The sequence below is a fragment of the Flavobacterium sp. J49 genome (assembly GCF_011742145.1).
Taxonomy (GTDB): Bacteria; Bacteroidota; Bacteroidia; order Flavobacteriales; family Flavobacteriaceae; genus Flavobacterium.
Map to the genome: position 1 here is coordinate 67003 of NZ_JAAQQU010000105.1, position 26991 is coordinate 93993.

At 38.0% G+C, this 26991-nt stretch carries 23 protein-coding genes and 1 other RNA gene; 13 read left to right on the top strand and 11 right to left on the bottom strand.

Annotated elements, in window-relative coordinates:
- Positions 1–5: 5 nt before the first annotated feature.
- Together HA632_RS11070 and pyrR are read right to left on the bottom strand one after the other, a co-directional pair.
- Positions 6–935 (bottom strand): aspartate carbamoyltransferase catalytic subunit, encoded by a 930-nt coding sequence (locus HA632_RS11070; protein ID WP_171221662.1) that lies wholly within the window; start codon positions 933–935, stop codon positions 6–8.
- A 75-nt stretch (positions 936–1010) separates the two neighbouring features.
- Positions 1011–1544: a bifunctional pyr operon transcriptional regulator/uracil phosphoribosyltransferase PyrR gene (gene pyrR, locus HA632_RS11075; RefSeq protein ID WP_176307263.1), complete on the bottom strand. Its 534-nt coding sequence runs from the start codon at positions 1542–1544 to the stop codon at positions 1011–1013.
- Between the two features lie 459 nt (positions 1545–2003).
- Here pyrR and HA632_RS11080 point away from each other — a divergent pair, with 459 nt between their 5' ends.
- From HA632_RS11080 to HA632_RS11105, 6 genes are all read left to right on the top strand, one after another.
- Positions 2004–2486 carry a glycine zipper family protein gene (locus tag HA632_RS11080; RefSeq protein ID WP_176307264.1) on the top strand — a complete coding sequence of 161 codons (483 nt, stop codon included), beginning with the start codon at positions 2004–2006 and terminating at the stop codon, positions 2484–2486.
- 65 nt (positions 2487–2551) lie between these two features.
- Entirely contained in the window at positions 2552–3943 is a 1392-nt protein-coding gene (locus tag HA632_RS11085) for a serine hydrolase (protein ID WP_176307265.1), read from the top strand.
- Between the two features lie 39 nt (positions 3944–3982).
- Complete coding sequence (locus tag HA632_RS11090; protein ID WP_176307266.1) at positions 3983–5008, top strand: alpha/beta fold hydrolase; 1026 nt, start codon at positions 3983–3985, stop codon at positions 5006–5008.
- A gap of 122 nt (positions 5009–5130) precedes the next feature.
- Entirely contained in the window at positions 5131–7176 is a 2046-nt protein-coding gene (locus tag HA632_RS11095) for a M48 family metallopeptidase (RefSeq protein WP_176307267.1), read from the top strand.
- 691 nt (positions 7177–7867) lie between these two features.
- Positions 7868–8794: a hypothetical protein gene (locus HA632_RS11100; protein ID WP_176307268.1), complete on the top strand. Its 927-nt coding sequence runs from the start codon at positions 7868–7870 to the stop codon at positions 8792–8794.
- A gap of 248 nt (positions 8795–9042) precedes the next feature.
- Complete coding sequence (locus HA632_RS11105) at positions 9043–11037, top strand: helix-turn-helix domain-containing protein (protein ID WP_176307269.1); 1995 nt, start codon at positions 9043–9045, stop codon at positions 11035–11037.
- A 201-nt stretch (positions 11038–11238) separates the two neighbouring features.
- Here HA632_RS11105 and HA632_RS11110 read toward each other — a convergent pair whose 3' ends face one another.
- Positions 11239–12858, bottom strand: a complete 1620-nt coding sequence (locus tag HA632_RS11110) for an ABC-F family ATP-binding cassette domain-containing protein (RefSeq protein WP_176307270.1) — start codon at positions 12856–12858, stop codon at positions 11239–11241.
- 124 nt (positions 12859–12982) lie between these two features.
- On the opposite strand from HA632_RS11110, the gene HA632_RS11115 reads away from it, so the two are divergent.
- From HA632_RS11115 to HA632_RS11130, 4 genes are all read left to right on the top strand, one after another.
- Positions 12983–13720 carry a prolipoprotein diacylglyceryl transferase gene (locus tag HA632_RS11115; RefSeq protein WP_176307271.1) on the top strand — a complete coding sequence of 246 codons (738 nt, stop codon included), beginning with the start codon at positions 12983–12985 and terminating at the stop codon, positions 13718–13720.
- Entirely contained in the window at positions 13710–15098 is a 1389-nt protein-coding gene (locus tag HA632_RS11120; protein WP_176307272.1) for a radical SAM protein, read from the top strand. Before HA632_RS11115 ends, HA632_RS11120 begins: the two co-directional genes overlap by 11 nt.
- A gap of 245 nt (positions 15099–15343) precedes the next feature.
- Positions 15344–15535 carry a hypothetical protein gene (locus HA632_RS11125; protein WP_176307273.1) on the top strand — a complete coding sequence of 64 codons (192 nt, stop codon included), beginning with the start codon at positions 15344–15346 and terminating at the stop codon, positions 15533–15535.
- 66 nt (positions 15536–15601) lie between these two features.
- Entirely contained in the window at positions 15602–17011 is a 1410-nt protein-coding gene (locus tag HA632_RS11130; RefSeq protein ID WP_176307789.1) for a thioredoxin-like domain-containing protein, read from the top strand.
- Between the two features lie 90 nt (positions 17012–17101).
- Here HA632_RS11130 and fsa read toward each other — a convergent pair whose 3' ends face one another.
- The 4 genes from fsa to ffs all read right to left on the bottom strand — a co-directional run bounded on the left by fsa (position 17102) and on the right by ffs (position 19937).
- Complete coding sequence (gene fsa, locus HA632_RS11135) at positions 17102–17758, bottom strand: fructose-6-phosphate aldolase (RefSeq protein WP_176307274.1); 657 nt, start codon at positions 17756–17758, stop codon at positions 17102–17104.
- Positions 17759–17939: 181 nt separating this feature from the next.
- Positions 17940–18749 (bottom strand): SDR family oxidoreductase, encoded by an 810-nt coding sequence (locus tag HA632_RS11140; protein WP_176307275.1) that lies wholly within the window; start codon positions 18747–18749, stop codon positions 17940–17942.
- Positions 18750–18788: 39 nt separating this feature from the next.
- Positions 18789–19787 carry an enolase C-terminal domain-like protein gene (locus tag HA632_RS11145; RefSeq protein ID WP_176307276.1) on the bottom strand — a complete coding sequence of 333 codons (999 nt, stop codon included), beginning with the start codon at positions 19785–19787 and terminating at the stop codon, positions 18789–18791.
- Between the two features lie 51 nt (positions 19788–19838).
- An RNA gene (gene ffs, locus HA632_RS11150) (signal recognition particle sRNA small type) lies at positions 19839–19937 on the bottom strand.
- Between the two features lie 85 nt (positions 19938–20022).
- Here ffs and HA632_RS11155 point away from each other — a divergent pair.
- Together HA632_RS11155 and HA632_RS11160 are read left to right on the top strand one after the other, a co-directional pair.
- The gene (locus HA632_RS11155) at positions 20023–21069 is read left to right on the top strand and encodes a glutaminyl-peptide cyclotransferase (protein ID WP_176307277.1); all 1047 of its coding nucleotides are present in this window, start codon (positions 20023–20025) and stop codon (positions 21067–21069) included.
- Between the two features lie 63 nt (positions 21070–21132).
- Positions 21133–21804, top strand: a complete 672-nt coding sequence (locus HA632_RS11160) for a carboxypeptidase-like regulatory domain-containing protein (RefSeq protein ID WP_176307278.1) — start codon at positions 21133–21135, stop codon at positions 21802–21804.
- A gap of 36 nt (positions 21805–21840) precedes the next feature.
- Here HA632_RS11160 and HA632_RS11165 read toward each other — a convergent pair whose 3' ends face one another.
- Positions 21841–22422 (bottom strand): hypothetical protein, encoded by a 582-nt coding sequence (locus HA632_RS11165; RefSeq protein ID WP_176307279.1) that lies wholly within the window; start codon positions 22420–22422, stop codon positions 21841–21843.
- A 119-nt stretch (positions 22423–22541) separates the two neighbouring features.
- Positions 22542–23267, bottom strand: a complete 726-nt coding sequence (locus HA632_RS11170) for a bacteriorhodopsin-like (protein WP_176307280.1) — start codon at positions 23265–23267, stop codon at positions 22542–22544.
- Between the two features lie 114 nt (positions 23268–23381).
- On the opposite strand from HA632_RS11170, the gene HA632_RS11175 reads away from it, so the two are divergent.
- Positions 23382–24290: a Brp/Blh family beta-carotene 15,15'-dioxygenase gene (locus tag HA632_RS11175; RefSeq protein ID WP_176307281.1), complete on the top strand. Its 909-nt coding sequence runs from the start codon at positions 23382–23384 to the stop codon at positions 24288–24290.
- 55 nt (positions 24291–24345) lie between these two features.
- Here HA632_RS11175 and dnaK read toward each other — a convergent pair whose 3' ends face one another.
- Both dnaK and HA632_RS11185 read right to left on the bottom strand, forming a co-directional pair.
- The gene (gene dnaK, locus HA632_RS11180; RefSeq protein ID WP_176307282.1) at positions 24346–26232 is read right to left on the bottom strand and encodes a molecular chaperone DnaK; all 1887 of its coding nucleotides are present in this window, start codon (positions 26230–26232) and stop codon (positions 24346–24348) included.
- A gap of 186 nt (positions 26233–26418) precedes the next feature.
- Positions 26419–26979 (bottom strand): hypothetical protein, encoded by a 561-nt coding sequence (locus HA632_RS11185; protein ID WP_176307283.1) that lies wholly within the window; start codon positions 26977–26979, stop codon positions 26419–26421.
- Positions 26980–26991 lie beyond the last annotated feature (12 nt).

Consider the following 26991-nt stretch of genomic DNA (forward strand, 5'->3'; position numbering starts at 1 on the left):
TTTTTTTATTGTTGTATTTTAGAAGCTAAGAGATAAATCACCGCCATTCGTATGGCCACACCGTTTTCCACCTGGTCCAGGATCACCGATTGTTGGGAATCGGCTACGTCTGAAGTGATTTCGACCCCACGGTTAATCGGTCCGGGGTGCATGATGACAATTTCTTTGTTGAGCGAATCCAATAAAGCTTTGTCCACTCCGTATTGTTGGGCATATTCTCGAGTCGATGGGAAATAGTTCACATCCATACGTTCGTTTTGCACGCGAAGCATGTTCGCCACATCGCACCATTCTAACGCTTTTCTCAAATTGGGCTCAACCGTTACGCCAAGACTTTCGATGTATTTTGGAATCAAAGTTTTCGGGCCACACACTTTCACTTCGGCACCTTGCATTTGTAGCGCGTAGATGTTGGATAAGGCTACTCTCGAGTGCAATATATCGCCTACGATGACCACCTTTTTCCCGCCTACTTCGCCCAGTCTTTCTCGGATAGAATAACTGTCGAGCAAGCCTTGCGTTGGGTGTTCGTGGGCACCGTCTCCGGCGTTGATGATACTGGCTTTTACATTTTGGGACAAGAAGTAAGCCGCACCCGGATTGGCGTGACGCATCACGACCATATCGACTTTCATCGATAAGATGTTGTTGACCGTATCAATCAATGTTTCTCCTTTTTTCACAGAAGATTGCGCTGCTGAAAAACTGATGACATCCGCAGACAATCTTTTTTGTGCCAATTCAAAAGAGAGTTTGGTACGTGTACTGTTCTCAAAAAAGATATTGGCAATGGTAATGTCGCGCAGCGAAGGCACTTTCTTAATCGGGCGGTTAATCACTTCTTTGAAATGATCGGCCGTCTCAAAAATCAAGTCGATGTCTTGCTTTTGCAGGTATTTAATCCCTAGTAAATGGTTGACTGACAGTTCGGACATTTTTTAGTTGTAAGTTGTATTTTAAATGTTGTTGTTTCTTTTAAACTTCGTACCTCGTACTTCTACCTTAGTACTTTAAACCAAGTACACCGCATCTTCTCCATCCTTTTCTTTCCAGGACACGATTACTTTTTCATTATTTATCGCATCCACCTGACGGCCACGGTAATCGGGTTGTATCGGCAAATGGCGGCTGAATCTTCGGTCGATGAGGACCAAAAGTTCTACTTCTGACGGTCGGCCAAAGGACTGCACGGCGGTTAAGGCCGCATTGATACTTCTTCCGGTGAATAGCACATCGTCAATAAAAACCACTTTTTGGTCTTCTACCAAAAAATCAATTTGGGTCTTGTTGGCTTCCAATTGCTTTTCGCCCCGACGGAAATCATCGCGGAAAAAAGTGATGTCTAAGAATCCTAATTGAACGTCCTTGATTTGGTAATCATTTTCCAATAAAGCCTTGATACGATTGGCCAAATAAGTGCCTCGAGGTTGTATGCCTATTAAAACAGTGTTGGAAAAATCGAGGTGGTTTTCGATTAACTGACAAGCCAAACGATGGAGTATGATATTGACTTCTTTGGAAGTGAGCAATACTTTTTGACTCATGGTAGTGTTGTTTGGGTGGTAAAAGTAGGGATTTTTTTTAAGCGAGGCAAATTTGTTTGGTTGTCGGTTGTGCGTTGTCCGTTGTCTGTTGTCGGTTGTCAGTTGTTGGTTATGGATTCGTCAGTTCGAGTGTTTTTTGTGGCGTGCAACAGAACAAAAAATGACCCGAGGTTTCAGCCGAATTGAGCGAAGCTAATCGAGAACCGTTGCATCACATAGCGTTACAAAGTTCCGAAAGGCGTTATTGAAGAAAACTTCTTGTTCATAGTGCATACTTTTCAGTAGTGAAAAAAATGTGCAACTTATTGACTATTGCAAATACTTTCACATCTAATTAATTCCTACCTTTATGACTGCCAAACCATTACACTACTGAAGCTAATGGCAGCATTTATATAAATGTTGTAATTGGCTGTGGCTTGAAGACACAGTTTTACTATTAACTTTAAACCTTAAGTCATGAAAAAACTACTGTCCTTTTGCATTGTTCTACTGGTTTGTTGGGAAATGAGTGCCCAAAACAAATTGTTTGTCAGAGTCTATGACCTTGAAGGCCATAAAGTAAACAAAGGTTATATCCTTGCGGTTAACGACTCTTTATTAATCCTCGAAAAAAACAAAAGTCCCCTAGAGATTCGGGTAAAAACCATCGGAATGATTAAAACCAAACGCTCAACCGGTAACAATGTTTTAATTGGCACCATATCCGGGGCCATTGTCATGGGCGGAATCGTTGCGGCTTCCGCTGATCCTGACAATTGGATTTTGGATTACACCCCGGCCGAAGGCGCGATAATAGGTGCTTTTATTGGTGCTCCTGCGGGTGCTGCGGTTGGTCTGATGACTACTGTCTTTAAGAAACCTAAAACTTTTATTATCGATGGTGATTTAGAGAAATGGAAGGTATTCTTGGAACATCTGGTCGAGAAAAAACCTAAATAAACAAAAACGGGTATGGTATTTTTTTATATTTTTATGGATACCAACCATTTAAAACCAAATCAACAATGATAAAACTAAAAATCACCATCGCACTCCTTTTAATGGTTGAGTTGACCTTCGGGCAAGACCGAGTTCAAAAGATAGACAGTTTGCTCCATGCTATGTATGCCGATAAAAAAATAAACGGTAATTTTCTCATTGCGGAACAAGGCAAGGTGATTTACAAGAAATCCTTTGGCTTAGCCAATGAAGAAACCAAAGAACCACTCAACGAAAACTCGATTTTTGAATTGGCCTCGGTTTCCAAACAGTTTACCGCTATGGCCATTGCCCTATTGCAAGAAAAAGGCAAGTTGAACCTTGACGATAAGATGTCGAAATTCATACCCGAGTTGGCCTTTTATAACAATATCACCATAAAAAACCTAGTGTACCACACCAGCGGGCTTCCCGATTATATGGAGCTTATGGAAACCCGATTTGACAAAAGCAAAATAGCCACCAATAAAGATATTGTTGCACTCTTTGCCAAAGAACAGCCCAAATTAGTATTTGACACCAACACCAAATGGGAATACAGCAATACCGGTTATGCCTTGTTGGCTACCATTATTGAAAAAGCTTCCGGGATGTCTTATGCCGACTATTTGCAAAAAGCCATTTTCACCCCTTTAAAAATGACCAACACTTTTGTGTACACCCGCAGGTTTGCGCCCAAAAAGGTAACCAATTATGCCTATGGTTATGTGTATTCAGAAGAATTAAAAAAGCACATTCTTCCCGATGACTTGCCCGAAACCAAAATGGTAGTGTGGATGGATGGCATTGTGGGTGACGGAACGGTCAACTCCACCGCCAATGATTTGTTACTATGGGACCGCGCTTTGTATACCAACAAACTACTGTCTAAAAGCGGCATGGAGCAAGTGTTCACGGCGGGTACATTGGCAAACGGTACTGCCACAAAATACGGATTCGGTTGGATGTTAGATAACCATCCTGATTTTGGTAAGACGGCAAACCATGGCGGTGGTTGGCCGGGCTATAAAACCTATATCGACCGTCACCTTGACAATGACAAAACCATCATCATGTTGCTCAATCATGAAGACGCAAAAAACCCTGTCAACTCTATCAGAAACATTCTTTACAACAAGCCTTTGCCGGTAAAAAAAGAAAGAAAAGAAATCACGCTGACCAACGAACAACTTCAGAAATTTATTGGCACCTATGAATTACAACCGGGTTTTGAAATGAAAATCTCCACCGACAAAGACCAGTTATTCGCGCAATTGACCGGACAGAATGCGTTTCCTATTTTTGCCGAAAATGAAACCCAGTTTTTTCTAAAAGTAGTCGACGCCCAAATTCACTTCGTTCCCAACGAAACAGGCGCCATCACCGGTTTGGTTTTATTGCAGAATGGGAATAAAATTGAAGCCAAGCGAATTCAGTGATAACCGCAAGTATGGTAAACCTAATTAGCGAACTACTTTATGAAATATATCTTTCTCCTTTTTATCTCGTTTTCTTTAGTAGCCCAACATAAAGAGGCTCATACAGTATTATCGCCCGAGCTGAGTGCACAATTCGTCAAAGATTCTCTGGCCTACGCAACTTTTGAAAAAGAACACGGAAAGTACATTCAAACCCCTAATGTAAACCTGCACTATTTAGAATGGGGCAATCCAAAACATCCCACCTTGGTTTGGGTGCACGGCAGCTATTCCAACGGCACTGAAATTATTGGTATGATAGAGGCTTTTGTAAAAAACAATTTGCACGTTATTGCCATTGATTATTACGGCCATGGCAAAACACCCATTCCGCAAAAAGAAGTCTCACTCTACCACGTAGCCGATGATATCAAATGGTTGCTAGACGCCAAAAAGATACCCTCAACCTACATCGCCGGATGGTCAAGAGGTGGTTCTATTGCCACAGCTTTTTATGATGCTTATCCCGAAAGGGTCAAAGGAATCATCTTGATAGACGGCGGTGCCGCCAACTGGATCAGAAAAAGACAACTGTTGAGCGAGGAAACCCTAAACGCCGCCTTTGAACAAAGCAACAAAGACTACTTTTCTTCGCTGCGGGAGCTATACCAAGCCAATTACAGTGCGGATTATCCGTTATGGAACGTGTACAATTTCAGCTTTTTCGGCAAAGAAAAAAAAGGTTGGACCCGCAATCCTTATCTGCAAGAGTGGCTGCAGGACGACACGGTTGAATTGCAAAAACGACAGTTTTACCAACCCACCAACAGCAGTTTGTTCAACCAGTCGACCACCTTGATGCTGCCCGAAATTATCTATCGGAATTTGAAAACCAAAATGCTGATTATCGATCCCACCAAAGACGATGCCGCTGGTTTCTTTGCTTATGCTGAGGAATATGAAAAAATTAAAGCACTCCATCCCCATTTGGTCACCATTTCAAAATACCCCAATGCCACACACGGTGTCATTTTTCAAGAACCAACAAAGCTTCAGAACGAAATCATTGATTTTATAAAGCCGTAGCGCTGCAAAGACTAGTGGTAAAAAATAATAGGGAGAATTGACATAAGTAAGAATAATTTTTAAAAATAATTTTTAGATTACCATAATTCTGATATTTTTGGAATGTCTAAAAATCCTTATTTATGCCAACCGTTAAAATTTCGCCTAAATTTAAGTCACAAGCCTATAAAGCTATCTTTTCCATAGTGCTATTCATTATTGTTTATATGCTGCTGCTTGTTTTGGCCGTTGGTATATTTGTGGGTTGTGGTTATGGTGCCATCACCATGATTGGATTCAAACCTTCGTTTATCACTTTGATGTTGGGTATCGGCATCATTGGCGTAGGCTTTTTTATCCTCTTTTTTATGGTGAAATTTTTATTTGCCAAAAACAAAACGGATTACTCCTATCTGACCGAGATTAACCTTAAAGATGAACCCGAATTGTACAACATGATTCAGGAACTCGTAGATGAAATTGGCACTGATTTTCCCAAGAAAATATACATTTCGCCACAAGTCAACGCTTCTGTATTCTATGATTCAGGTTTTTGGAGCATGTTCTTTCCGGTTAAAAAAAACCTGCACATCGGAATGGGCTTGGTCAATGCCACAACAGTAACGGAACTCAAAGGAATTTTGGCGCACGAGTTTGGCCATTTTTCACAAAAATCGATGAAAGTGGGCAGCTATGTTTATAATGTAAATAAAATCATTTACAACCTTCTTTATGAGAATGATGATTATGGCAACGTTGTTTCTTCTTGGGCCAACAAGAGCGGCTATTTTGCCTTTTTAATTCACATTGCTTTTGCCTTTAACCGAATGATACAATACGTGCTTCAATTCATGTACAAAATTGTGAATGTGAATTATATGGGATTGTCGAGAGAAATGGAGTTTCACGCCGATGAGATTGCGGCCAACACTGTGGGTTCTGAACCTATGATTAACTCTATGTTGAGAATGGATTTGGCTTCCAACTCCTTTGATAATGTGCTTGATTATTACAATCGAAACATAGAAAAGTCGGTGACTACTTCGAATATTTTTCCCCAACATACTTTGGCGATGAACTTCATGGCCAACAGCAACAAGATCGCCATAGAGCACAATTTACCCAAAGTAGAAAGCGATTTCTATGAGCGTTTTAACAAGTCGAAACTCGTGGTTAAGAACCAGTGGGAATCCCATCCGGCCACGGACGAAAGGGTTATGGCGTTTAAAAAACTGAATGTTTCTTTGAAACACACCGACAACAGACCGGCCAATGTGTTGTTTCACAATGCGGGTCAGACGCAGGAAAAAGTCACCAAAAAGATGTTTGAAGCAATAGTATACCCGGAACCCCCTACTGAGGAGGACATCAGCCACTTTGAAACCTCCATCAAAAAAGACTATGAGGACAACAAGTATCCTGAGTTGTACAATGGTTATTATGACAACCATTCGGTGACCCTTTTGGACTTGGATACTATTTTACAAAATCCGGCCACTGACGCGACTTTTGACGAGCTGTATAACAACACTATGGTAGAACTGGTTTACAGCAAGAATGGATTGACCAACGATTTAGAAACCTTACAACAAATTGCCCGTAAAGAATTTAAAATCAAAACTTTTGATTACGACGGAAAAAAATACAAAGCGGCGGATGCCCAATTGCTCGTAGACAATCTCGAAAGAGAACTGACAGCAATGAAGGAAAAAATCAAAGCCAATGACATTGAAATCTTTAAGTTTTTTTATGCTAAAGCGCTACCAAAAGCAGCCGATTTCAAACTGCTTCAATGCTATAAAGACTTTTTTAAAGTAGAAGGTCTGCATGAGAAAAAGGTTCAGTTCTACATTGATATGTTTGAAAAGTTTTCGTTTAGTTATGAGCAAAACCAAATAGAAGACATCAACAACCGCATGAGCAATTATTATGTTTTTGAATCAAAATTCAAAGCGGAATTAAAGGAAACGATAGCAGACGAACTTTACCAAAAAGCCATTACACCCGAATTCAAAACCCAATTTGAGGCGTATTTAGACAAAGACTTGTCTTATTTTGACGGCGCCCAATATGACAATGAAGCCATCATAACCAAGAACAACATTCTCTTTGCTTATTTCTCGGTGTTGCAAAGGAGTTATTTTCTCAACCACAAAGCCATTTTAGATTTTCAGATTTCGTTGTTGTAGGTTATGGATTCGTCAGTTCGAGTGTTTTTTGTGGCGTGCAACAGAACAAAAAATGACCCGAGGCTTCAGCCGAATTGAGCGAAGCTAATCGAGAACCGTTGCATCACATAGCGTTACAAAGTTCCGAAAGGCGTAATTGAAGAAAACTTCTTGTTCAAAGTGCATACTTTTCGGTTTTGAAAATTATGCACTCAATTCGTAATTTCTCCACCCTAACTCCTTATCCCTTATCCCTTATCCCTTATCCCTTATCCCTTATCCGTAATTCATAATTCGTAATTCATAATTCGTAATTTCTTCTCCCTTCGTGCCTCGTACTTCCAACTTCGTACTTTTCGTTTTTCCCTTCGTGCCTCGTACTTCCAACTTCGTACTTCCCTTCTCTTCCCAATTCCTACAAAAAAATCCCTCTTCCTTCCCCTCTAAAAAACGCACCCTGACGAATCCTCAAAATCATCAGGACGAATTAATCAACTGAGCCTGATGAATTGACAAAATCATCCTGCTGAATTGATCAACTCATCAGGTACTTTCTGAGGCCTTGTATTTACTGGGGCTCCCGAGGGGTAAAATGCCGTTTCGGGGTAAATTGCGATATGTTAAATTTGTAAGAATAAAAAAACTGCCAATGTGTAAGTATTTGCTATCTTTACCCTATTGTGATTTTAAAAAAATGATAAACATGGCTTCTATGAAATATATCAACCTAATCCTTTTTACAGTATTTGTAAACCATTGCTTTGCGCAAAAGAAAGAAACCATAAAAATCCCAAACGGCATCGTATACAATTACTGTGATCCGAAAAAAATTGAAGAAGCTAAAAATCTAATCACAAACAATTTATCCAATACTGCTAATTATGAAATTCTTCAACAAAACTTGATTATTGGTCCTGAGTTATGGAAGCGATTCAGAAATAATGAAAACATCCAAAAAATTCAAAAAGGAAGAGTCGAATTCCATGTTGACAATTTGGTTTTGGATGGAAAAATGAGTCAAGATATTAATGATTCCAAAATTATTTGGGATGAGTTTAAAAAAGAAGTTGCCCAAGAGTACACGATTAGAAAAGCCAATGAACAGGAATTAAAATACTATTGGTCGGTTATTTCTTTTGATATAGATGAGCCTTTATTAATTATTGAAACGAAGGAACACAATTATATTTTAAACTTATTGAAAAAGGATTTAAAGCTCATGTGGTTAGACGAAGCGCCCAGAACAAAAGGGTACACCATTTATGAAAATGGAGAAGAAAAAACAACCATTTCGAAAGGTGAAAAAGAAACCAAACTGGAAAGCATTGTTTTTTTAAATGATGATGAAACATTAAAGAAGAACACTAGTGTTAAAGACTTGTCTTTGATTCTTGAAAAATGCAGCAATATTTTTAATACCCTATTTAAAGACTCGACCAAAGAAGGAAAAATAATGCTTCAATTTGAACTCACTAAAAAAGAAACATTCATAACCTTTAGTATTAAAGATGATGTTGACCTTGATATCATGAAAGAATTTGAAAAGCAAATCAATGCAGAGAAGTTTCCCCACTCTAAAAAAGACCCTATCCAATTTCAAATGCTTTTCAAAATTAATTCCTATAACGAAACAGAATAAAAACCATTAACCGACTTCATCACTTGTTTTTTTGCAATAGCAAAACACCAATAACCACCTACTCCCGACCAATAAACCAAAAAACCCGATAAGCGGATTTTTTTTACAAGAAATGAAAGGGATTGGTGGGGATTATTTATATTTGGGGAGATAGACTAAAATAAAGAGTATCGCTAGTAAATTTTTATAGCGACTATATGGAAGTTAGTGGCAATTTTCAGAAACTCTTACAATAAAAACAACAAAACATGACAACAACTTTATTTAATCAGCTACTAAAAAAAGGTGAAAATGACATCGTAGATTTCAAAGAAATAGGATATTTTACTGAATCTCCAAGCGCTTCAAAAAAAGATAAAGATGCAGAGTTTATAAAGGATCTCGTTTCATTTACCAATACAGTTAGAGAAGAAAACGCATATATTTTGATAGGTGTTAAGGACAATGGAGAGAAAGTTGGTATTGCAGATAATGAATTTACAGACGGAGCTGTTCTTCAATCAAAAATTAAAGATAAAATATTACCAATACCTAAGTTTAACACATATCCTTTCGTTGATGATAATGGGTTAAAATTTCAGATTATAGAAATTCCTATTGAAAAATACTCAAGTCCTTGCCAACCAACTGTTGCTATCGGTACCACACTTGAGAGAAACAGTGTGTATATCAGGAGAAATACTAGTAATGAAAAAGCTGGATATGATGAAATTGTTAGACTTTCGGAATGGTTGAAAACAATTCCTGCTAAAGCAAGTTCAAATTCAAAAGCTAATACAATTGCTAAAAACCAAGATAATTCGTTTCAATTTGATGAAATAACAATTCAACAACTGTTTGGAAACGAAGCAGCAGAAGACGAAGATGTGGAAAGATTAAAAGAGTATTATTTCAAGAACGAGATTTTCAACAAAATAGCAGTTGACTTACCGCTTAGAATTTTGGTGGGACATAAGGGAATAGGCAAATCTGCTCTATTCAACGTGGCAATGTCTGAAGACAAAGACGCTGACAAACTTCCAATAAAAATTAAACCTAATGATGTAGCACAAATAGGAAAAGGTTTGACCGACTTTTCAGATATTATCAGAAATTGGAGAGCGGGATTATTTACAATTCTTTTTAAAAAAACATTTTCCTACTTTGGTATTAATATCAAACAAGAAGACCTATTTAATTTTGAAAACTTTGAAGGGAATTTTGTAGATTTAATTGTTGAAAGACTTGAAGAATCAATAGATGGTGGATATGTTCCTGAAAAAAATCTCGATTCATTGGAAAATTTCTTGTCTAATCCTTCCATCAACATTTATATTGATGACTTAGATCGTGGCTGGGAAGGTACAAAATCCGATATTACTAAAATATCCGCCCTACTAAATGCTGTAAGAGATATAATTAGTGAAGAAAATCGAAGATTACATTTCAAAATTTCATTAAGATCCGATGTATATTTTTTATACAGAACCTCAGATGAAAGTACAGATAAAACACAAAGTTCGGTTATCTGGTATAAATGGTCATACCATGAAATTCTTGCTTTACTAGTTAAACGGGTAAGAACTTATTTTAAGAAACCGGTTGATGAAGGACTTTTAAGAAGCTCACATCAAGCAGATCTCGCAAAAAATTTATCGGGCATTATTGAACCAATATTTTCTGGCCAAGGTAAATGGGAAAGTCGCGAAACATATCGAGTTCTTCTTTCAGTCATACGAAAAAGACCGAGAGATTTAGTAAAGCTCTTGACACTTGCCGCAAGAAATGCCGAGAACAGAAAATCTCCAATTATTGCAACTCAAGACTTAAAAGCTATTTTCGATGAGTATTCGCTTGATAGAATTCAAGATACTATTAACGAATATAAATCAGAATTACCCGGAATTGAGCGGTTAATTTTTGGTATGAAACCAGATCGTAAAACTGCAAAAACATCTGATAGTTTTTACTATACAACACAAGGCTTGCTTTCAAAAATTAATAAAATTAGAGAACGTGGAGAATTTAGATTCTCCAATGGGAAACCTGCTGACGCTAGACAGCTTGCTGCATTTTTATATAAAATCAATTTTCTAACGGCAACAAAATTAAAGGACGATGGGTTTATCGAACGGAAAGATTTTGAAGAAAACCGATATCTTGTCCCTAAATTTGAAGATTTTGGATATGATTGGGAAGTTCACATGGCTTTTAGATGGGGACTTCAACCTAGTGATCAAAATAGTATTTACACAGTTCTTTAGTAAAACTGCCACTAACAGCTATTATCCGCTATGGAAGGTTTTTTTTGAGTTATACCTATTTTTCATATAAAAATTAATCAACCAGAAACTACGTAGTTGCATTTGAATCGCAAAAAAGACTAATGACCACTATAAGTCAAAACAAATTATTGTAACTTATTCTTAAAACAAAAAACCGCCCTATCAGGCGGTTTTTCTATCTTAATTATACATCTTCTTTCTCAACTCTTGTACCTTCTCATCATCCAAATACTCATCAAAAGTCATGTATCTATCAATAACCCCATTGGGTGTAATTTCTAACACTCGGTTGGCAACGGTTTGCGCAAACTCGTGGTCATGCGTGGTGAATAGTACGGAACCTTTAAAGTTTTTCAACGAGTTGTTAAAAGCTGTGATCGATTCCAAATCTAAGTGATTCGTGGGTTCGTCTAACATCAACACATTGGCACGAATCATCATCATGCGCGAGAGCATGCAACGAACTTTTTCGCCTCCGGATAATACCGTACATTTCTTTAACGCTTCTTCGCCCGAGAAAATCATTTTTCCTAAGAACCCACGAACGTAAACTTCGTCGCGCTCTTCTTCGGTTTTTACGAACTGGCGTAACCAATCTACCAAGTTTAAACTGCCATCGGTAAAGAACGAACTGTTGTCATTTGGCAAATAGGATTGTGTTGTGGTGATTCCCCAATCAAACGTTCCGGCATCGGCTTTTTGGTTGCCGTTTAAGATTTCGTAGAAAGCTGTCGTAGCACGGGAGTCTTTAGAGAACACCACTACTTTATCGCCTTTGGCCATATTCAAATCGACATTCTTAAACAATACTTCGCCATCTACTGAAGCGGCAAGGTTTTGCACGTGCAGAATTTGGTCTCCGGCTTCTCTTTCTACATCAAAAATAATCGCAGGGTATCTTCTACTCGACGGTTTGATTTCGTCAAGGTTCAATTTTTCAATCATCTTTTTACGGGAAGTCGCTTGCTTAGACTTCGCCACATTCGCACTAAAACGACGGATAAATTCTTCCAACTCGGCTTTCTTTTCTTCCGCTTTTTTGTTCTGTTGTGCTTTTTGGCGGGCCGCTAACTGGCTCGACTCATACCAAAAAGTATAGTTTCCGGAGTAGTGATTGATCTTAGAAAAATCGATATCCGAAATGTGCGTACACACGGCATCCAAGAAGTGACGGTCGTGCGATACCACGATTACCGTGTTTTCATAATTGGCTAAGAAATTCTCTAACCAGGAAATGGTTTCAAAATCCAAGTCGTTCGTAGGCTCATCCATCACCAACACATCCGGGTTTCCGAAAAGCGCTTGGGCCAATAAGACACGCACTTTCATCTTCCCTTCCATCTCGCCCATCAACGTATAATGCATATCGGCACCAATGCCTAAGTTAGACAACATCGCACCCGCATCTGACTCTGCATTCCAACCGTTCATTTCTTCAAACTGCACTTGCAACTCGCCTATTCTATCGGCATTTTTATCATCATAATCAGCATACAAGGCATCCATTTCTGATTTAACGGCAAACAATACTTTGTTTCCCATCATTACGGTTTCCAACACGGTATGCTCATCGAACATGTTGTGGTTTTGGTTCAACACCGACATACGTTTGCCCGGCTCGAGGAATACTCTTCCTGAAGTGGGGTCGATATCGCCGGCTAAGATTTTAAGGAACGTAGATTTTCCGGCACCATTGGCACCAATCACACCGTAGCAATTGCCTTGGGTGAAAGTGGTATTTACTTCGTCGAATAAAATTCTTTTACCAAATTGAACCGATAAATTAGAAACTGTAAGCATGAAATGTGTTTTATTAAATTCGGTGCAAAAGTAGTGAAAAGTGTTCAGTTCCCAATCAAGTTGGGAATGACAATTTTAGTGTTCCGTTTTTTTATTATATTAGACACCTGTTAAACCGCAATTCATGACCTTTCCTTTTCAGTTCAATCTTTTTGGCGATGCGGTGAATTATCATATTGTATTTGAAACACTGGCTTTTTTTATAGGCGTTCGCCTTTACTATCATTTAAAGAAAGGTATAGCCGACCAGATTTCCGACATCAATCGGCTGTGGATTATGCTGGGCGCTATGATAGGCGCGCTCATAGGCTCGAGAGTGATTGCAATGTTGGAAAATCCGACCGAAATCATGCACCAAACCTGGTTGACCTTTTACCAAAACAAAACGGTTGCCGGTGGTTTTTTGGGCGGCTTGTTTGGCGTAGAACTGATGAAAAAAATCATAGGCGTGAAAACCGCTTCGGGTGATATTTATGTCATTCCGATTATAGTGGCGGTTTTTATAGGCAGAATCGGTTGTTTTAGCATGGGCGTTACCGAAAACACCTATGGCATAGCAACCAATTTCATCTTTGGGATGGATTTGGGCGACGGCAAGCTCCGACATCCGGTAGCGCTTTATGAAATGGCCTATATGGTGTTGCTGTTGGGGTTGTTCCAAAAGATCAAACTCAAAGAAATGCGCAACGGTGACCGATTCAAATTGTTTATGGTTTTGTACTTTTTGTACCGTTTTTTAGTCGAATTTATCAAACCGTATCATCCGTTATTTTTAGGAATGAGCAGTATTCATTGGAGTGCGCTTTTTCTTTTTGCTTATTATTACCAATTTATTTTAAGACTCCTTCGCTATGCCCAATAGAGATTATATTTACTACGACTACACCAAGAGCCTTTGTCCGGAATGTTTGCATACCATTGATGCCAAAATTGTCTTTCAGGACGATAAGGTTTGGATGCTCAAACACTGCAAAACCCACGGTGATACCAAGGTGATGATCGCCGATGATGTGGAATACTACCGACAAATCAGAAACTACAACAAGCAATCGGAAGTGCCTTTGAAATTCAATACCAAAGTGCATTACGGCTGTCCGTATGATTGTGGTTTGTGCACCGACCATGAGCAACATTCATGTTTGTCAATCGTAGAAGTCACTGACCGATGTAATTTGGCTTGCCCAACGTGTTACGCGAGTTCGGGACCCAATTACGGTCGACACCGCACCTTGGAAGAAATCGAAAAGATGTTTGACATTATTGTGGCCAATGAAGGCGAACCCGATGTGGTGCAGATTTCGGGTGGTGAACCCACGGTGCATCCGCAATTCTTTGAAATTATGGACATGGCGAAAAGCAAACCGATACGCCATTTGATGTTGAATACCAATGGGATTCGCATTGCTAAAGACATTTCGTTTGTAGAAAAACTGGCGAGTTACATGCCCGACTTTGAAATCTACTTGCAGTTTGACAGTTTCAAACCTGAGGTTTTAGAGAAACTCCGCGGCGAAGATTTGACGGAAGTTCGTAAAAAAGCGATAGCTAATTTGAATCAGTTCAACCTATCGACCACGTTAGTCATCACGCTCCAAAAAGGCGAAAACGATGATGAAATCGGGAAGATATTAGAGTATGCTGTGCAACAAAAATGTGTGCGTGGCGTAACGTTCCAACCTACCCAAGTAGCCGGAAGAAACGACAATTACAACGACCACCAAGGCAGAATCACCTTAACCGAAGTGCGTCGAAAAATCTATGAGCAATACCCGATATTCACGCCACAGGATTTGATTCCGGTGCCGTGTAATCCCGATGCTTTGTGTATGGCGTATGCGTTAAAAATAGACGGCGAGATTATGCCGATGACCAATTTGATTAATCCCGAAGATTTGTTGAACAATTCAAAAAACACCATTGTTTTTGAAAACGATGAAAAATTGAAAACCCACATGCTCAACTTGTTCAGTACGGGCATTTCAGTTGATTGTGCCGAAGAAGAGTTTGGCGAATTGATGTGTTGTTTGCCAAGGGTAAAATCGGACAGTTTACATTATGAAAATCTTTTTCGTATTATTATCATGAATTTTATGGATGCGCATGATTTTGATGTCAGAGCGGTGAAAAAATCCTGTGTTCACATCGTGGACAAAAGAGGGAAAATTGTCCCTTTTGAAACGATGAACCTGTTTTACCGAGACAACAAGATAGACGACATCAGAAAAGAATTAAATTATTAGTCATGGGGAATCTATTTTTGATGTCGGATTTTTTAAATTGGATAATCCTGTTTTTGCTGTTTGCCAGTCCGATTGCGTTTGTTATAGGTATAATTTTAATAGCCGTTTCAAAAGACACTCGGAAATTCGGAATTAAGTTACTCATTGGTTCGGTAATAACTTTCATCATTGGCTTTGGAACATGTTTGGCCAGTATGAATATATAGGTTGAAAATAATTTTCGAAGAACTAAATTATAATAAAAGATGCTGATTGTACTATTTCTACTGGTCATTATAATATTCATGAGCATTATTGCTTTTTTAATAGGATTGTACAAAGTGCTCTTTGATAAAGAAGACCGAGCATTCGGGATAAAGCTGCTGACCTATTCGGTAATCACAATGATTATCGGTTTTGGAAGTTGTACTGCTTTGCTTGAATCCGGAGCCATTTAACTTTAACGATAGATTAACAGTTAAATCCAATCCAACTGAATATTTTTGTTTACTAGTTTCTATTCAATGCACAATTACAGAAATTTAAAAGTTTTTGCTTTACTTATCCCTTTAATCACGCTTTTGAGTTCGTGTAAAAACGAATTTAAAGGAAGTGACTATGTTGCCTATTTTGGCGGAGAAATAGTCAATCCCAACAGTCCGTATGTGCTTTTCTGCAAAGACAATGAAGTAATTGACTCGATTAAATTAGACAAAAACAACCGCTTTTTTGTGCAATTTGATTCTTTAGCACCGGGTTTGTATACGTTTAAACACGAACCGGAATACCAATACGTTTATTTTGACAAGAACGACAGTTTGATGGTGCGTGTAAACACCCGAGACTTTGACAATTCGGTTGTATTTTGTGGTCGTGGCGATCAAAAAAACAACTTCCTCATGGAGCAATATTTGAAAAATGAGAAAGACAAAAACAGATTGTTTGAAGCCTTTGATTATGATATAGACCAATTCACCAAAGCCATTGATTCCTCCTACCAGTTGGCCACTAAGTTTTATACTGCCAAAAAAGAGGAAATCAAATGGAGCGAAGAATTTGATGAATATGCCAAAGCTGCTTTAGATTTTCCTTACTATTCCCGAAGAGAATTGTATCCGATGGTTCACAAAATCAGAACCGGAAACGATGTGTATGAAAAAATACCGGCAGACTATTACAATTTCAGAAAAGACATCGATTGCAACAATGTGGCACTTTCGACCTTTTCGCCTTTTGTGATGTATTTGTCGCACATGTTGAACAACATGGGTTCCATCAATTACCACAACCATTTTTCGGAAGTGGATTTGGCGCTAAAAACCAACATCAACAAGATGAATATAGCCGATACGTTGATTAAAAACGAAAAGGTAAAAAACACCATACTCAACAATATCGCCTTCACCTACTTGCTGGAAGACCAAAACATGGTGAACAACCAAACGTTTTTGGCTACTTACCACAAATTCTCTACTGATAAGAGTCAGAAAAATGAAATCACCAAAATCGGCGATGCCATACAATTGCTCAAAGCCGGTGGTAAACTTCCCGAAGTTACCCTGTTAGACCGTAAGGGAAACAAAATAAAAGCTTCAACTTTTGCCAACAAAAAGACGGTGATTTTCTTTTGGACAGCCAATGCGGTTTCGCATTTAGAAGCGGTACACAAAAAAATATTAGCCATTCAAAAAGCGCACCCCGAGTATCAATTTGTGGGGATTAACATCAACGATACCCAAGACGAATGGAAAACATTTTTGAGAAAATATAAATTTGACAGCATCACCGAATTGCGTTGCGATGATTTTGAAGACATTAAAGCCAAATGGGTTATAACTAAAATTCACCGAACCATTGTTTTAGGCGACAACGGCTTGGTTAAAAATGCATTCACCAATGTGTTTGAGTTGAACTTTGAAGAAGAACTTAAATAATAGTGCTCAGTGTTCAGTATAAAAAAAGCGTCTCGATTTTCGAGACGCTTTTTTTTATAATCATAGTTGCCGACAACCGACAACTTGAACTTATTGATTCCCTTTAGCATAATCGGCTAAGAATTGTGCCAAACCGATATCTGTTAATGGGTGTTTTAATAATCCTGTGATAGACGATAATGGTCCGGTCATCACATCAGCACCAATTTTAGCACAGTTAACCACGTGCATGGTGTGACGAATGGAAGCCGCTAAGATTTGCGTTTCAAATCCGTAGTTGTCATAAATATCGCGAATTTCTTGGATCAAGCCCAAACCGTCAGTAGAGATATCATCCAATCTTCCTAAGAAAGGTGATACATAAGTTGCTCCGGCTTTGGCAGCCAATAAAGCTTGTCCGGCAGAGAATACTAAAGTAACATTGGTTTTGATACCTTTATCAGAGAAATATTTACAAGCTCTCACACCGTCTTTGGTCATTGGAATTTTGACCACGATTTGCTCGTGCAATTCAGCCAATTCCTCACCTTCTCTAACCATACCTTCATAATCAGTAGCGATTACTTCGGCACTTACGTCACCGTCAACGATGTTACAAATGTCAACATAATGCTTTAAGATGTTGTTTTTTCCGGTAATGCCTTCTTTAGCCATCAACGACGGATTAGTAGTTACGCCATCAAGAACGCCAAGTCCTTGTGCTTCTTTAATCTCGTTTAAGTTGGCTGTGTCGATAAAAAATTTCATAGTGTAATGTTTTGTAAAAAGTTGTGTTTTTAAATGTTGGGCGTTCCCCTTCGGGTCAGGCTATCCGCAGTGCATGGCACTTGCTCCTATCCTTAACGCAAAATCAGTGCAAAAGTACAACACCTAATTTGAAAAAGGAAACTTATTTTCTGCTAATAACTTATCCCTTATCTATTTTAGCTTATCCGTTTAATTTATAATGATTCATCAGCATTTTTTCATAAACCCTATCGGGTAAAATCCTTTTCAAAACGATAGAGAACTTTTGCATAAACGCCCCAACTTTATAGTGCAATTTAGGATTCTTATCGTTGATGATTTGGTAAATTGCCATCGCCATTTCGTCGGGATTGCTGCCGCTGTCTACGTGTTCGTCCATTTGTTTTAGCGTATCGCCATAAGTGGTTTCATAGGCAGAACCGGCAAGTAACGGCGCATGGTATCTTCCTGAGGCAATATTCGTAGCAAAATCGCCCGGGGCAACATTCACTACGTTGATTCCAAACGATTTTACTTCCATACTAATCGCTTCGGTAATGATTTCCAGAGCGCCTTTAGAGGCCGAATACACGCTGCGGTAAGGCAAACCCATATAACCGGCTATAGAAGTAATATTGATGATTAAACCCGATTTTTGTTCGCGCATTTGCGGTAAAACGGCTTTGATGACTTCTATTGGGCCAAAAAAATTGGTTTCAAAATTATTTTTGATTTCCTCCGTTGGAATTTCTTCTAAGGGTCCGGTGATACCCACGCCGGCATTATTGATGACCACATCAATTCTTTTTGAAACGGAAATTACTTTATCCACGGCATGTTTAATGCTTTCGGCATTGCGAACATCCAAAGCAATTAAGGGAAATAATGAATTGGTGATTTTTTCAGGGTTGCGACTAGTGCCGTAAACCGTGAAGCCTTTGTGAAATAAAAACTCGCCTATCGCCTTTCCAATTCCGGAAGAAGCTCCTGTAATCAGTACCACTTTACTCATGTTACGCTTGTCATTTTATGGGTTAAAGATAAAATTCTTTTAGTGTATTCTGATACCCAAACCGTGATTTTCACTCAGATGGATTTTACCATTGACAATCTGACTTCCTTTGGCGATGTCGTTGGCAATTAAATTGGCGCCGTCTAAATCGGCATAATCACACCAGGGCGCTAAAACCGCTCCGGCTGAAATGCCTATGGTGGATTCGGTCATACAACCAATCATAATGTTGAAGCCTAATGCTCGGGCTTTTGAAATCATTTCCAACGCCGGTGTCAATCCGCCGCATTTAACCAGTTTGATATTGATGCTTTTATAATGCGGCACCAAATCATTCAAAACCGTGATGTCTTGGCAATCTTCATCAGCCATCCAATTGGCAAATTGGTCAGCGTGCAAATGGGAATAGTGCTCTACTCCTATTTTCATGGGTTGTTCCAAATAGGTGAATTCAGAAACTTTTTGATTGTTCTCAAGCCAAAGACATTCTTCAGCTGTAAAACTGCCGTTGGAATCTAAAGCGATGTTTTTATTCAGTTGAAGCAATTGTGTGATATCGCTTTCGCTAAAATGGTTGCACTTCACTTTAAACTTAGACCAAGCCGATTGATTTATTTTTTTAATTTGATTTTCAGCCGAATCCACACTAATGGTAATCGACGATTCCGGCAATTGATGGTCATGGATTTGATTGAGTTGCAAAAAGCTTTGTCGCTCGAGTTTACCAAACAAATCCCAATACGCACAATCTAAGGCGGAACGCAGAAAACTTGGTAAATTCAAAGACAAGAGAAAAGCATAAAACCCGGTGGGATGAATTGTTTTTTGGCTTTCAATTTGGGTTTTAACTTTGGCCAATAATTGTTCAAAATCGCCCAAATTAATATCGTAATAATCGATTGAAGTACATTCGCCGTAGCCCTTTTCACCGTGACTTTGCAATGTTACGATTAAGGCTTCTCTGAAAGTATAATTCCCATAGGCTATGGCAAAGGTTTCTTTGAGATTGAATTTTACTATTTGCCATGATAAAACCATATCGAGTAAAAATAAAAAATCCCGACAAACTTCGGGATACTTTTTGAAAAAAAATGGCAAGCGACCTACATCGCACCGCTACAACCACATACCTTTGCTATGTTCCCATCCTGGAGGATTTTGCAGGAGCTGGTCGTGTAGGACTTGCCGCTGCAAATATACAATCTTTTTATTTTTTTGCAAGAATTTAAGAGCAATATAAATATATTTGTGAGTGAAAAATTAAATCCGAAAAATGAAAGCTTATAACCTATTCATAACCACTTTTTTAGCCCTAAACATCATTGGTTGTGACAACCAAAAAGACAAGGAAAGCTATTTCAGCTTTGATGAAAACACTTTAAAGGCGATGTATCAAGCCAATGAAAAAGTTGATTTTACTTTGGTAAATACCCATAATAAAGCCATCGATAGTGTGGTTTATTTTGCCAACAATAAAAGAGTAAGTTCGGTAAAAGGCGGCGGGAAATTCACGTTGGATTTAACCGGAAAAAAATTGGGTTACCAAAATATCAAAGCCTTGGTCTATTTTGAAGGCGATACCGTTTCCACCAAGACTCGCGTAGAAGTAGCAGCAGCTGTTGCTCCTAAATTACTAAAATATACTGTGGTTAATACTTATGACCATGATGTTGATGCCTTTACAGAAGGTTATGAATTTTATAGAGATACTTTAGTGGAAAGCACCGGACAAAACGGAAAATCATATTTTGCTAAAGTAGATTACAAAACCGGAAAAGCTTATAAAAAAGTTGATCTTGACCAACAGTACTTTGGAGAAGGTATCACCATCATTAATGATAAAGTTTATCAATTAACTTGGCAAAATGGAGAAGGATTTGTATACGATGCCAAAACGATGAAAAAAATAAAGTCGTTCAAATACGACAAGACCGTTGAAGGTTGGGGCATGACCAATGACGGCAAAATGATTTACCATTCCGACGGTACCGAAAAAATTTGGACCATGGATCCGGAAACCCTTAAATTAGTTGACTTTGTAAATGTATACACCAATGACAGCAAGATCAAAAGTGTCAACGAATTGGAATGGATTAACGGAAAAATCTATGGCAACATTTGGCAAAAAGATGCCATAGCGGTTATCAATCCACAAAGCGGTGCTGTGGAAGCCGTATTGGATTTATCGGCTTTGCGCGCTAAAGTAACCAACAAAGAAGCGGAAGTGTTAAACGGAATCGCTTATCGCAAAGCAACCAACACGATTTTTGTCACCGGTAAAAATTGGAATAAGACTTTTGAAATTAAGGTTAGTGAATAAATTTTAAATCACTTTCCAACCTTTTGGTTCCAATGATACTCTTTAAATAAAAAGACTATCATTATGACCAAAATAAATATTTCTATTCCGCAGCCTTGCCATGAAAATTGGGACCGAATGACTGCTGTTGACAAAGGAAGATTCTGTGCTTCTTGTCAAAAAAAAGTTCACGATTTTACCAAAGCCAGCGACCGTGAAATTGTAACCGCATTTCAACAAAACCAAAATCTTTGCGGTCGGTTTTTAAATTCTCAACTCGACCGTGATTTGGTAAAACCCAAAGAAAAAAGCCCAATTTGGTTGGCTACTACGGCTACTATTGTTAGCTTGATTGGTATCGGAACCCATGAGGTTACTGCTCAGGAACCGGTAAAAACAGAACAAACCGACAACAGAATGTTGGGGAAATTTATCATTACACCAAAATCAGAAGAAGTTAAAGTATCAGGAATTGTAAAAGATAGTACCGGACCTTTACCAGGTGCTGTCGTCCTAATAAAAGGAAGTAATACTTTCACTCAAACAGATATTGACGGAAAGTTTACCATTAAAGCTAAGAAAGGAGATACTTTGGTTTTTAATTATGTAGGCTATGGATCAGAAGAAATAATAGTAAATAATACTGAAACCGAAATTATTGAAATCAAAATACTAGAAGCATATACGGGATTAATAGAAATTAAACGTACATTCTTCGGACGCATCTTCCACTCTATTGGCAATTGGTTCCGATAAATAAAAAATCCCGAGTACTTCGGGATTTTTTATTTACTATTTTTTGGCTACAAACTCCATTTTAGCGACATCATAAACCCATCTGTTTTGTTGGTTTTTACTCTTTTGGGTCACTGAACCATCTGGATTCAGAATAAACTCAAAACCGTCTCTTCTGATTTTCTCCTGGGTTTCTGTAGCGGCTGTTCCGCCTAAAGAAACTATTTCAGTAATATGATTGGTCGTTTGTGTATTGGAAAACACTTGTTTTTTATTGGCAATTTCATAAATCACCGAATAGACATTGGTAATGTCTTCTGTTTTTTTATTGGTTTTGATTTGTACCATTTCGGTCCACGTCAGTAAATACAATTTGGTTCCGTTTGCGGTAAAAGCAGTCAGTTTACAATTGGTTGGCGCAAATTTGGCATCAGCTGCCTTAACAATCATGGCATCTTTCTCTTTGCCGTTTTCATTAATCGTCACCTGAAAGTTTCCTTTTTTGACTTCGGCGACCAAGTTATCTACTTTGGCTAAACCTGAAGTAGCGCCAGTTTTCTTGGTAACAGGTTTCTTTTTTTGACTGTAGGCATTGACACTTAACAAAGCAATTAATACCAATACAAAGATTCTCTTCATGGGTTACAATTTTGGGTTAAACTGGAATCGAATATACAAAATAATTGATAGGAACTGTGCTAAATAATAAAGCCGCCTTACTGTAACAGCAAGACGGCTCCAACCAATTAACTTAAAATTTAGTCTTTTGTTGATTTTACGGCCAAGTTATAAATCACTAAACCGAATCCGATTTTGTTGATAGCATCCGCTATGTTGTAAGCAACATCTACATTGCCTTTTCCTATGATGCCGGTATACCAACCATCGGTACCTAACATATAACCTAAAGGATAGATTGCCCAGCCTACTAATACAAACCAACATAAAATTTTGTGAGAAGCTAGAACTTCACCACCGGCAGCTTTAGCCAATTTAGAAGCTTCTCCCATCCAGATTTCATAAACAATAGCAAAGTAAGCAATCCCTGAAACCAATCCCCAAACCCAAGCGTTGGTTGGATCAACCGCTTCACCAAAGTAACCGGTTACCAACATCACTAATGAGTAGACAATCATTTTCCAAAGCAAGGACTGTTTTGCGCCTGCAATTTTTAAAATTAAATAGAATTCTAAACACATCAGTGGCACGGTTAAAACCCAGTCAACATAACGAAAGAATGTTGGTGATTCACCAAAGCTTGCCCAATAATCTCTCATATAGAAATAGTGAACAGCAGCAATAAAAGTAATTAAACCTGAAACTAGAACAGAAACACGCCATTTTTTATCAAATTGGCTTAAGGATAAAAAGAAAAAAGCGGATGCAGCCATCATAGCCATACATCCAATAAAGAAAGTAAAACCAACATAATCAGTTGGCAACATTTTCGCAATGAGCGGTGTGGATAAAAATAAATTTGTCATGATTAAAAAGAATTAGGATTATTTGTTTAATCAAATCTATAAAACTTTAAACAAAAAAAATAATTATGTTTAACCTTTTTTATTTAACTTTAAACAAAATAAATATCTATCGGAATGACAAATTCTAACAATTTCGGCATTGTGTTGAGTTTTTTTGGGTTATGGATAACCACTTATTTTTCTATTGAATATCAACAAATTATAGGATTTGCAATAATTTTCTTATTCGGAATACTACATGGATCCAATGATTTGCAATTAATTTCAAAAATTAACAACGATAGTTCAGCTACTATTGGTAAAAAAATACTGACTTACTATATTGCATTTGTATTATCGGGGATTGTGCTATTCTACAGTTTGCCAAAAATAGCTTTGCTGTTATTCATTTTAATAAGTGCTTATCATTTTGGAGAGCAACATTGGAATAAGTTGAGTACAAAAAAAACGCTCTCAGTAGAGGTTGTTTTTCAGACATTATATGGATTATTTATTCTGTTCCTTTTATTTTATTTTCATCAAGGCGAAGTAAATAAGATCATGGAGCAGATTATAAAAGAATCCATTCAGTTTGTCAACTATACTAACTGTCTTTTTGTGATTGGAGTTCTTTTGTTGGTGAGCAGCTTTGTCCTATTTAAAAACAATTCAAATTTTCGAAGTGAAATCTTAGCCAATATCGTTTATTTAATTTTGTTTGGTATTCTATTCCGAAATTCAAATTTAATTTGGGCATTTGCCATCTACTTTGTTGTTTGGCATAGCTTACCTTCAATTAAAGAGCAGATTGTTTTTTTGTATGGACAATATTCCTTGAAAAACTTTATGCGTTACTTTAAAGCAGCCTTTGGTTATTGGCTCTTTTCATTAATTGGTATAATGCTACTTTATATTTTTTTTAAAGATCAGGAAATTTTCAAAGCGCTGTTTTTTTCCTTTTTAGCCGCCATAACATTTCCCCATACTCTTGTTATCATGAAGATGCCAAACACTGCTAAAGATGAAGGTAAGGTTTTAAAATAAAAAAACCGTTCCAAAAATGGAACGGTTTTAATACTTAGTACTAATGTTTTAATACTTATTTCACTTCTTCGAATTCTACATCTTGAGTGTTATCGCCTTGAGCTTCTGCTTGCGGTTGGGCTTCTTGCGCTTGACCTTCACCTTGTGCTTTGTACATTTCTTCGGAAGCATTTTTCCACGCTTCGTTGATTTTGTCTAAAGCAGGTTGGATAGTCGCCACATCTTTGGATTCGAAAGCTACTTTCAATTCGTCTAAAGCGGATTGGATAGCCGTTTTGTTTCCTTCAGACAATTTATCGCCAAACTCACCCAATTGTTTTTCCGTTTGGAAAATCATGCTGTCAGCTTCGTTTAATTTATCTGCTTTTTCTTTGGCTTGTCTGTCTGACTCAGCGTTCATTTCCGCATCTTTTTTCATTCTTTCGATTTCTTCCGGTGTCAATCCTGAAGAAGCTTCGATACGAATGTCGTGCGATTTTCCGGTTCCTTTATCTGTAGCCGACACTTTAATGATACCGTTGGCATCGATGTCGAAAGTTACTTCAATTTGAGGCACACCTCTTGGTGCAGGCGGAATACCGTCTAAGTGGAAACGACCGATTGTTTTATTGTCCGCAGCCATGGTTCTTTCTCCTTGGATCACGTGGATTTCAACGCTTGGCTGGTTGTCAGCGGCAGTTGAGAATACTTGTGATTTTTTGGTTGGAATGGTAGTATTTGACTCGATTAATTTAGTCATTACATTCCCCATAGTTTCAATTCCTAGCGATAAAGGCGTAACGTCAAGCAACAATACATCTTTTACATCTCCTGTTAAAACACCACCTTGAATGGCAGCACCAATCGCTACTACTTCATCCGGATTAACTCCTTTAGATGGTTTTTTGCCAAAGAATTTCTCTACTTGTTCTTGGATTACCGGGATTCTTGTAGAACCACCTACCAAGATTACTTCGTCGATATCAGAAGTGGATAAACCTGCATCTTTCAAAGCTTTAATTACAGGTTCCATAGAACGTTTTACTAAGCTTTCAGCCAATTGCTCAAATTTAGCACGCGTTAATGTTTTCACTAAGTGTTTCGGACCTGAAGCGGTAGCCGTAACATAAGGCAAGTTGATTTCAGTTTGTGTTGAAGATGACAACTCGATTTTTGCTTTTTCAGCAGCTTCTTTTAAACGTTGTAATGCCATTGGATCTTTACGCAAATCAACACCTTCTTCGCTGTTGAATTCGTTAGCCATCCAATCGATGATTACCTGGTCAAAGTCGTCACCACCTAAGTGTGTATCTCCATTAGTAGACAATACTTCGAAAACACCGTCACCTAATTCAAGGACAGAGATATCAAAAGTTCCTCCACCTAAATCGTATACGGCAATTTTTTGGTCTTTACCTGCTTTGTCTAATCCGTAAGCCAAGGCCGCAGCAGTTGGCTCGTTGATGATACGCATTACTTTAAGACCTGCGATTTCACCGGCTTCTTTCGTAGCTTGACGTTGCGCATCGTTAAAGTAAGCCGGAACGGTAATTACCGCTTCGGTAACAGCGTGACCTAAATAGTCTTCAGCAGTTTTCTTCATTTTTTGAAGTGTCATGGCTGACAATTCTTGTGGTGTGTATAATCTTCCGTCAATATCCACACGTGGTGTGTCATTGTCACCTTTTACCACTTTATAAGCTACAGTTGAAGCTTCTTTAGCACTTTCAGTGTACTTGTTTCCCATAAAACGTTTGATAGACGCTATGGTTTTGGTTGGGTTTGTCACCGCTTGTCTTTTCGCAGGATCTCCTACTTTAATTTCGCCACCTTCTACAAAAGCAATTACAGAGGGTGTTGTTCTTTTACCTTCTGCGTTAGCAATTACAACTGGTTCTCCACCTTCCATAACGGCCACACAAGAGTTGGTTGTACCTAAGTCGATACCAATAATTTTTCCCATTTTTATTTTCTCCTTTTAATTTATTTTTGATTATTCCTCTACGAGTGAATAGTACTTTGTGTTGTACGTTTTCGAAAATGTCAACTATTGTGCCAAGCAGTCATCAGGAATAAATTGTCAGTTTTGGGTAAATTAGGCTGACAAGATGACATTTTAAGTACGAAGTTAGAAGTGTGAAGTACGAAGTTATGTCCTGATTTTATTGGGTTTGGAATAATAGAAAATGAGGAGACTGGTAATGATGAAAGCGTAATATCCCCATTTGATTTGGCGGATATGGTCGAAGGAACTTTCTAAAAATATAATGTAGAATAAAGTTAATACAATCAGAATGCTATTTGTCAATGCCAATTTATGCAACAGTTTAGTTTTTTTTGTAAACGATATTATTATTATTGAAAGTGAAATCAAAACTATAAAGTCGAAAAGTAAAGAAATAAGAATATACAATTCTTTATACCAATTTTGATTCTGGAAAAATTTTGAGCATTCTGTTTTAAATTCATCAAAAGTAGTATCAATTATTCCTCCAATGGTAAAGCTGGCGATTTCGAAACCAGTAAATGCCACATCATTTATTACAAAATCGTAAACATCTTCTGAAAAGGTATTTTCTCTTTGTATTGGACTTCCATCATTATTAACTCTAACGAACCCATATTTTCCATCACACGAATCATAAAACGGTGCCAACAATAATAAAAAACCAAGTAAGGTCAAAATTCTGAGTGTTCTGGTACTTTTCATAAGAGAATGCAA

Excerpts from the sequence above, each read along its gene's own strand:
- HA632_RS11165 (WP_176307279.1), bottom strand. The coding sequence starts at position 22,422 with ATGAAGAGAATCTTTGTATTGGTATTAATTGCTTTGTTAAGTGTCAAT.
- HA632_RS11155 (WP_176307277.1), top strand. The coding sequence starts at position 20,023 with ATGAAAGCTTATAACCTATTCATAACCACTTTTTTAGCCCTAAACATC.
- HA632_RS11175 (WP_176307281.1), top strand. The coding sequence starts at position 23,382 with ATGACAAATTCTAACAATTTCGGCATTGTGTTGAGTTTTTTTGGGTTA.
- HA632_RS11185 (WP_176307283.1), bottom strand. The coding sequence starts at position 26,979 with ATGAAAAGTACCAGAACACTCAGAATTTTGACCTTACTTGGTTTTTTA.
- HA632_RS11070 (WP_171221662.1), bottom strand. The coding sequence starts at position 935 with ATGTCCGAACTGTCAGTCAACCATTTACTAGGGATTAAATACCTGCAA.
- pyrR (WP_176307263.1), bottom strand. The coding sequence starts at position 1,544 with ATGAGTCAAAAAGTATTGCTCACTTCCAAAGAAGTCAATATCATACTC.
- HA632_RS11160 (WP_176307278.1), top strand. The coding sequence starts at position 21,133 with ATGACCAAAATAAATATTTCTATTCCGCAGCCTTGCCATGAAAATTGG.
- HA632_RS11085 (WP_176307265.1), top strand. The coding sequence starts at position 2,552 with ATGATAAAACTAAAAATCACCATCGCACTCCTTTTAATGGTTGAGTTG.
- HA632_RS11145 (WP_176307276.1), bottom strand. The coding sequence starts at position 19,787 with ATGGTTTTATCATGGCAAATAGTAAAATTCAATCTCAAAGAAACCTTT.
- fsa (WP_176307274.1), bottom strand. The coding sequence starts at position 17,758 with ATGAAATTTTTTATCGACACAGCCAACTTAAACGAGATTAAAGAAGCA.
- HA632_RS11090 (WP_176307266.1), top strand. The coding sequence starts at position 3,983 with ATGAAATATATCTTTCTCCTTTTTATCTCGTTTTCTTTAGTAGCCCAA.
- HA632_RS11100 (WP_176307268.1), top strand. The coding sequence starts at position 7,868 with ATGAAATATATCAACCTAATCCTTTTTACAGTATTTGTAAACCATTGC.
- HA632_RS11110 (WP_176307270.1), bottom strand. The coding sequence starts at position 12,858 with ATGCTTACAGTTTCTAATTTATCGGTTCAATTTGGTAAAAGAATTTTA.
- HA632_RS11125 (WP_176307273.1), top strand. The coding sequence starts at position 15,344 with ATGCTGATTGTACTATTTCTACTGGTCATTATAATATTCATGAGCATT.
- HA632_RS11105 (WP_176307269.1), top strand. The coding sequence starts at position 9,043 with ATGACAACAACTTTATTTAATCAGCTACTAAAAAAAGGTGAAAATGAC.
- HA632_RS11130 (WP_176307789.1), top strand. The coding sequence starts at position 15,602 with ATGCACAATTACAGAAATTTAAAAGTTTTTGCTTTACTTATCCCTTTA.
- HA632_RS11120 (WP_176307272.1), top strand. The coding sequence starts at position 13,710 with ATGCCCAATAGAGATTATATTTACTACGACTACACCAAGAGCCTTTGT.
- HA632_RS11170 (WP_176307280.1), bottom strand. The coding sequence starts at position 23,267 with ATGACAAATTTATTTTTATCCACACCGCTCATTGCGAAAATGTTGCCA.
- HA632_RS11115 (WP_176307271.1), top strand. The coding sequence starts at position 12,983 with ATGACCTTTCCTTTTCAGTTCAATCTTTTTGGCGATGCGGTGAATTAT.
- HA632_RS11095 (WP_176307267.1), top strand. The coding sequence starts at position 5,131 with ATGCCAACCGTTAAAATTTCGCCTAAATTTAAGTCACAAGCCTATAAA.
- HA632_RS11140 (WP_176307275.1), bottom strand. The coding sequence starts at position 18,749 with ATGAGTAAAGTGGTACTGATTACAGGAGCTTCTTCCGGAATTGGAAAG.
- HA632_RS11080 (WP_176307264.1), top strand. The coding sequence starts at position 2,004 with ATGAAAAAACTACTGTCCTTTTGCATTGTTCTACTGGTTTGTTGGGAA.
- dnaK (WP_176307282.1), bottom strand. The coding sequence starts at position 26,232 with ATGGGAAAAATTATTGGTATCGACTTAGGTACAACCAACTCTTGTGTG.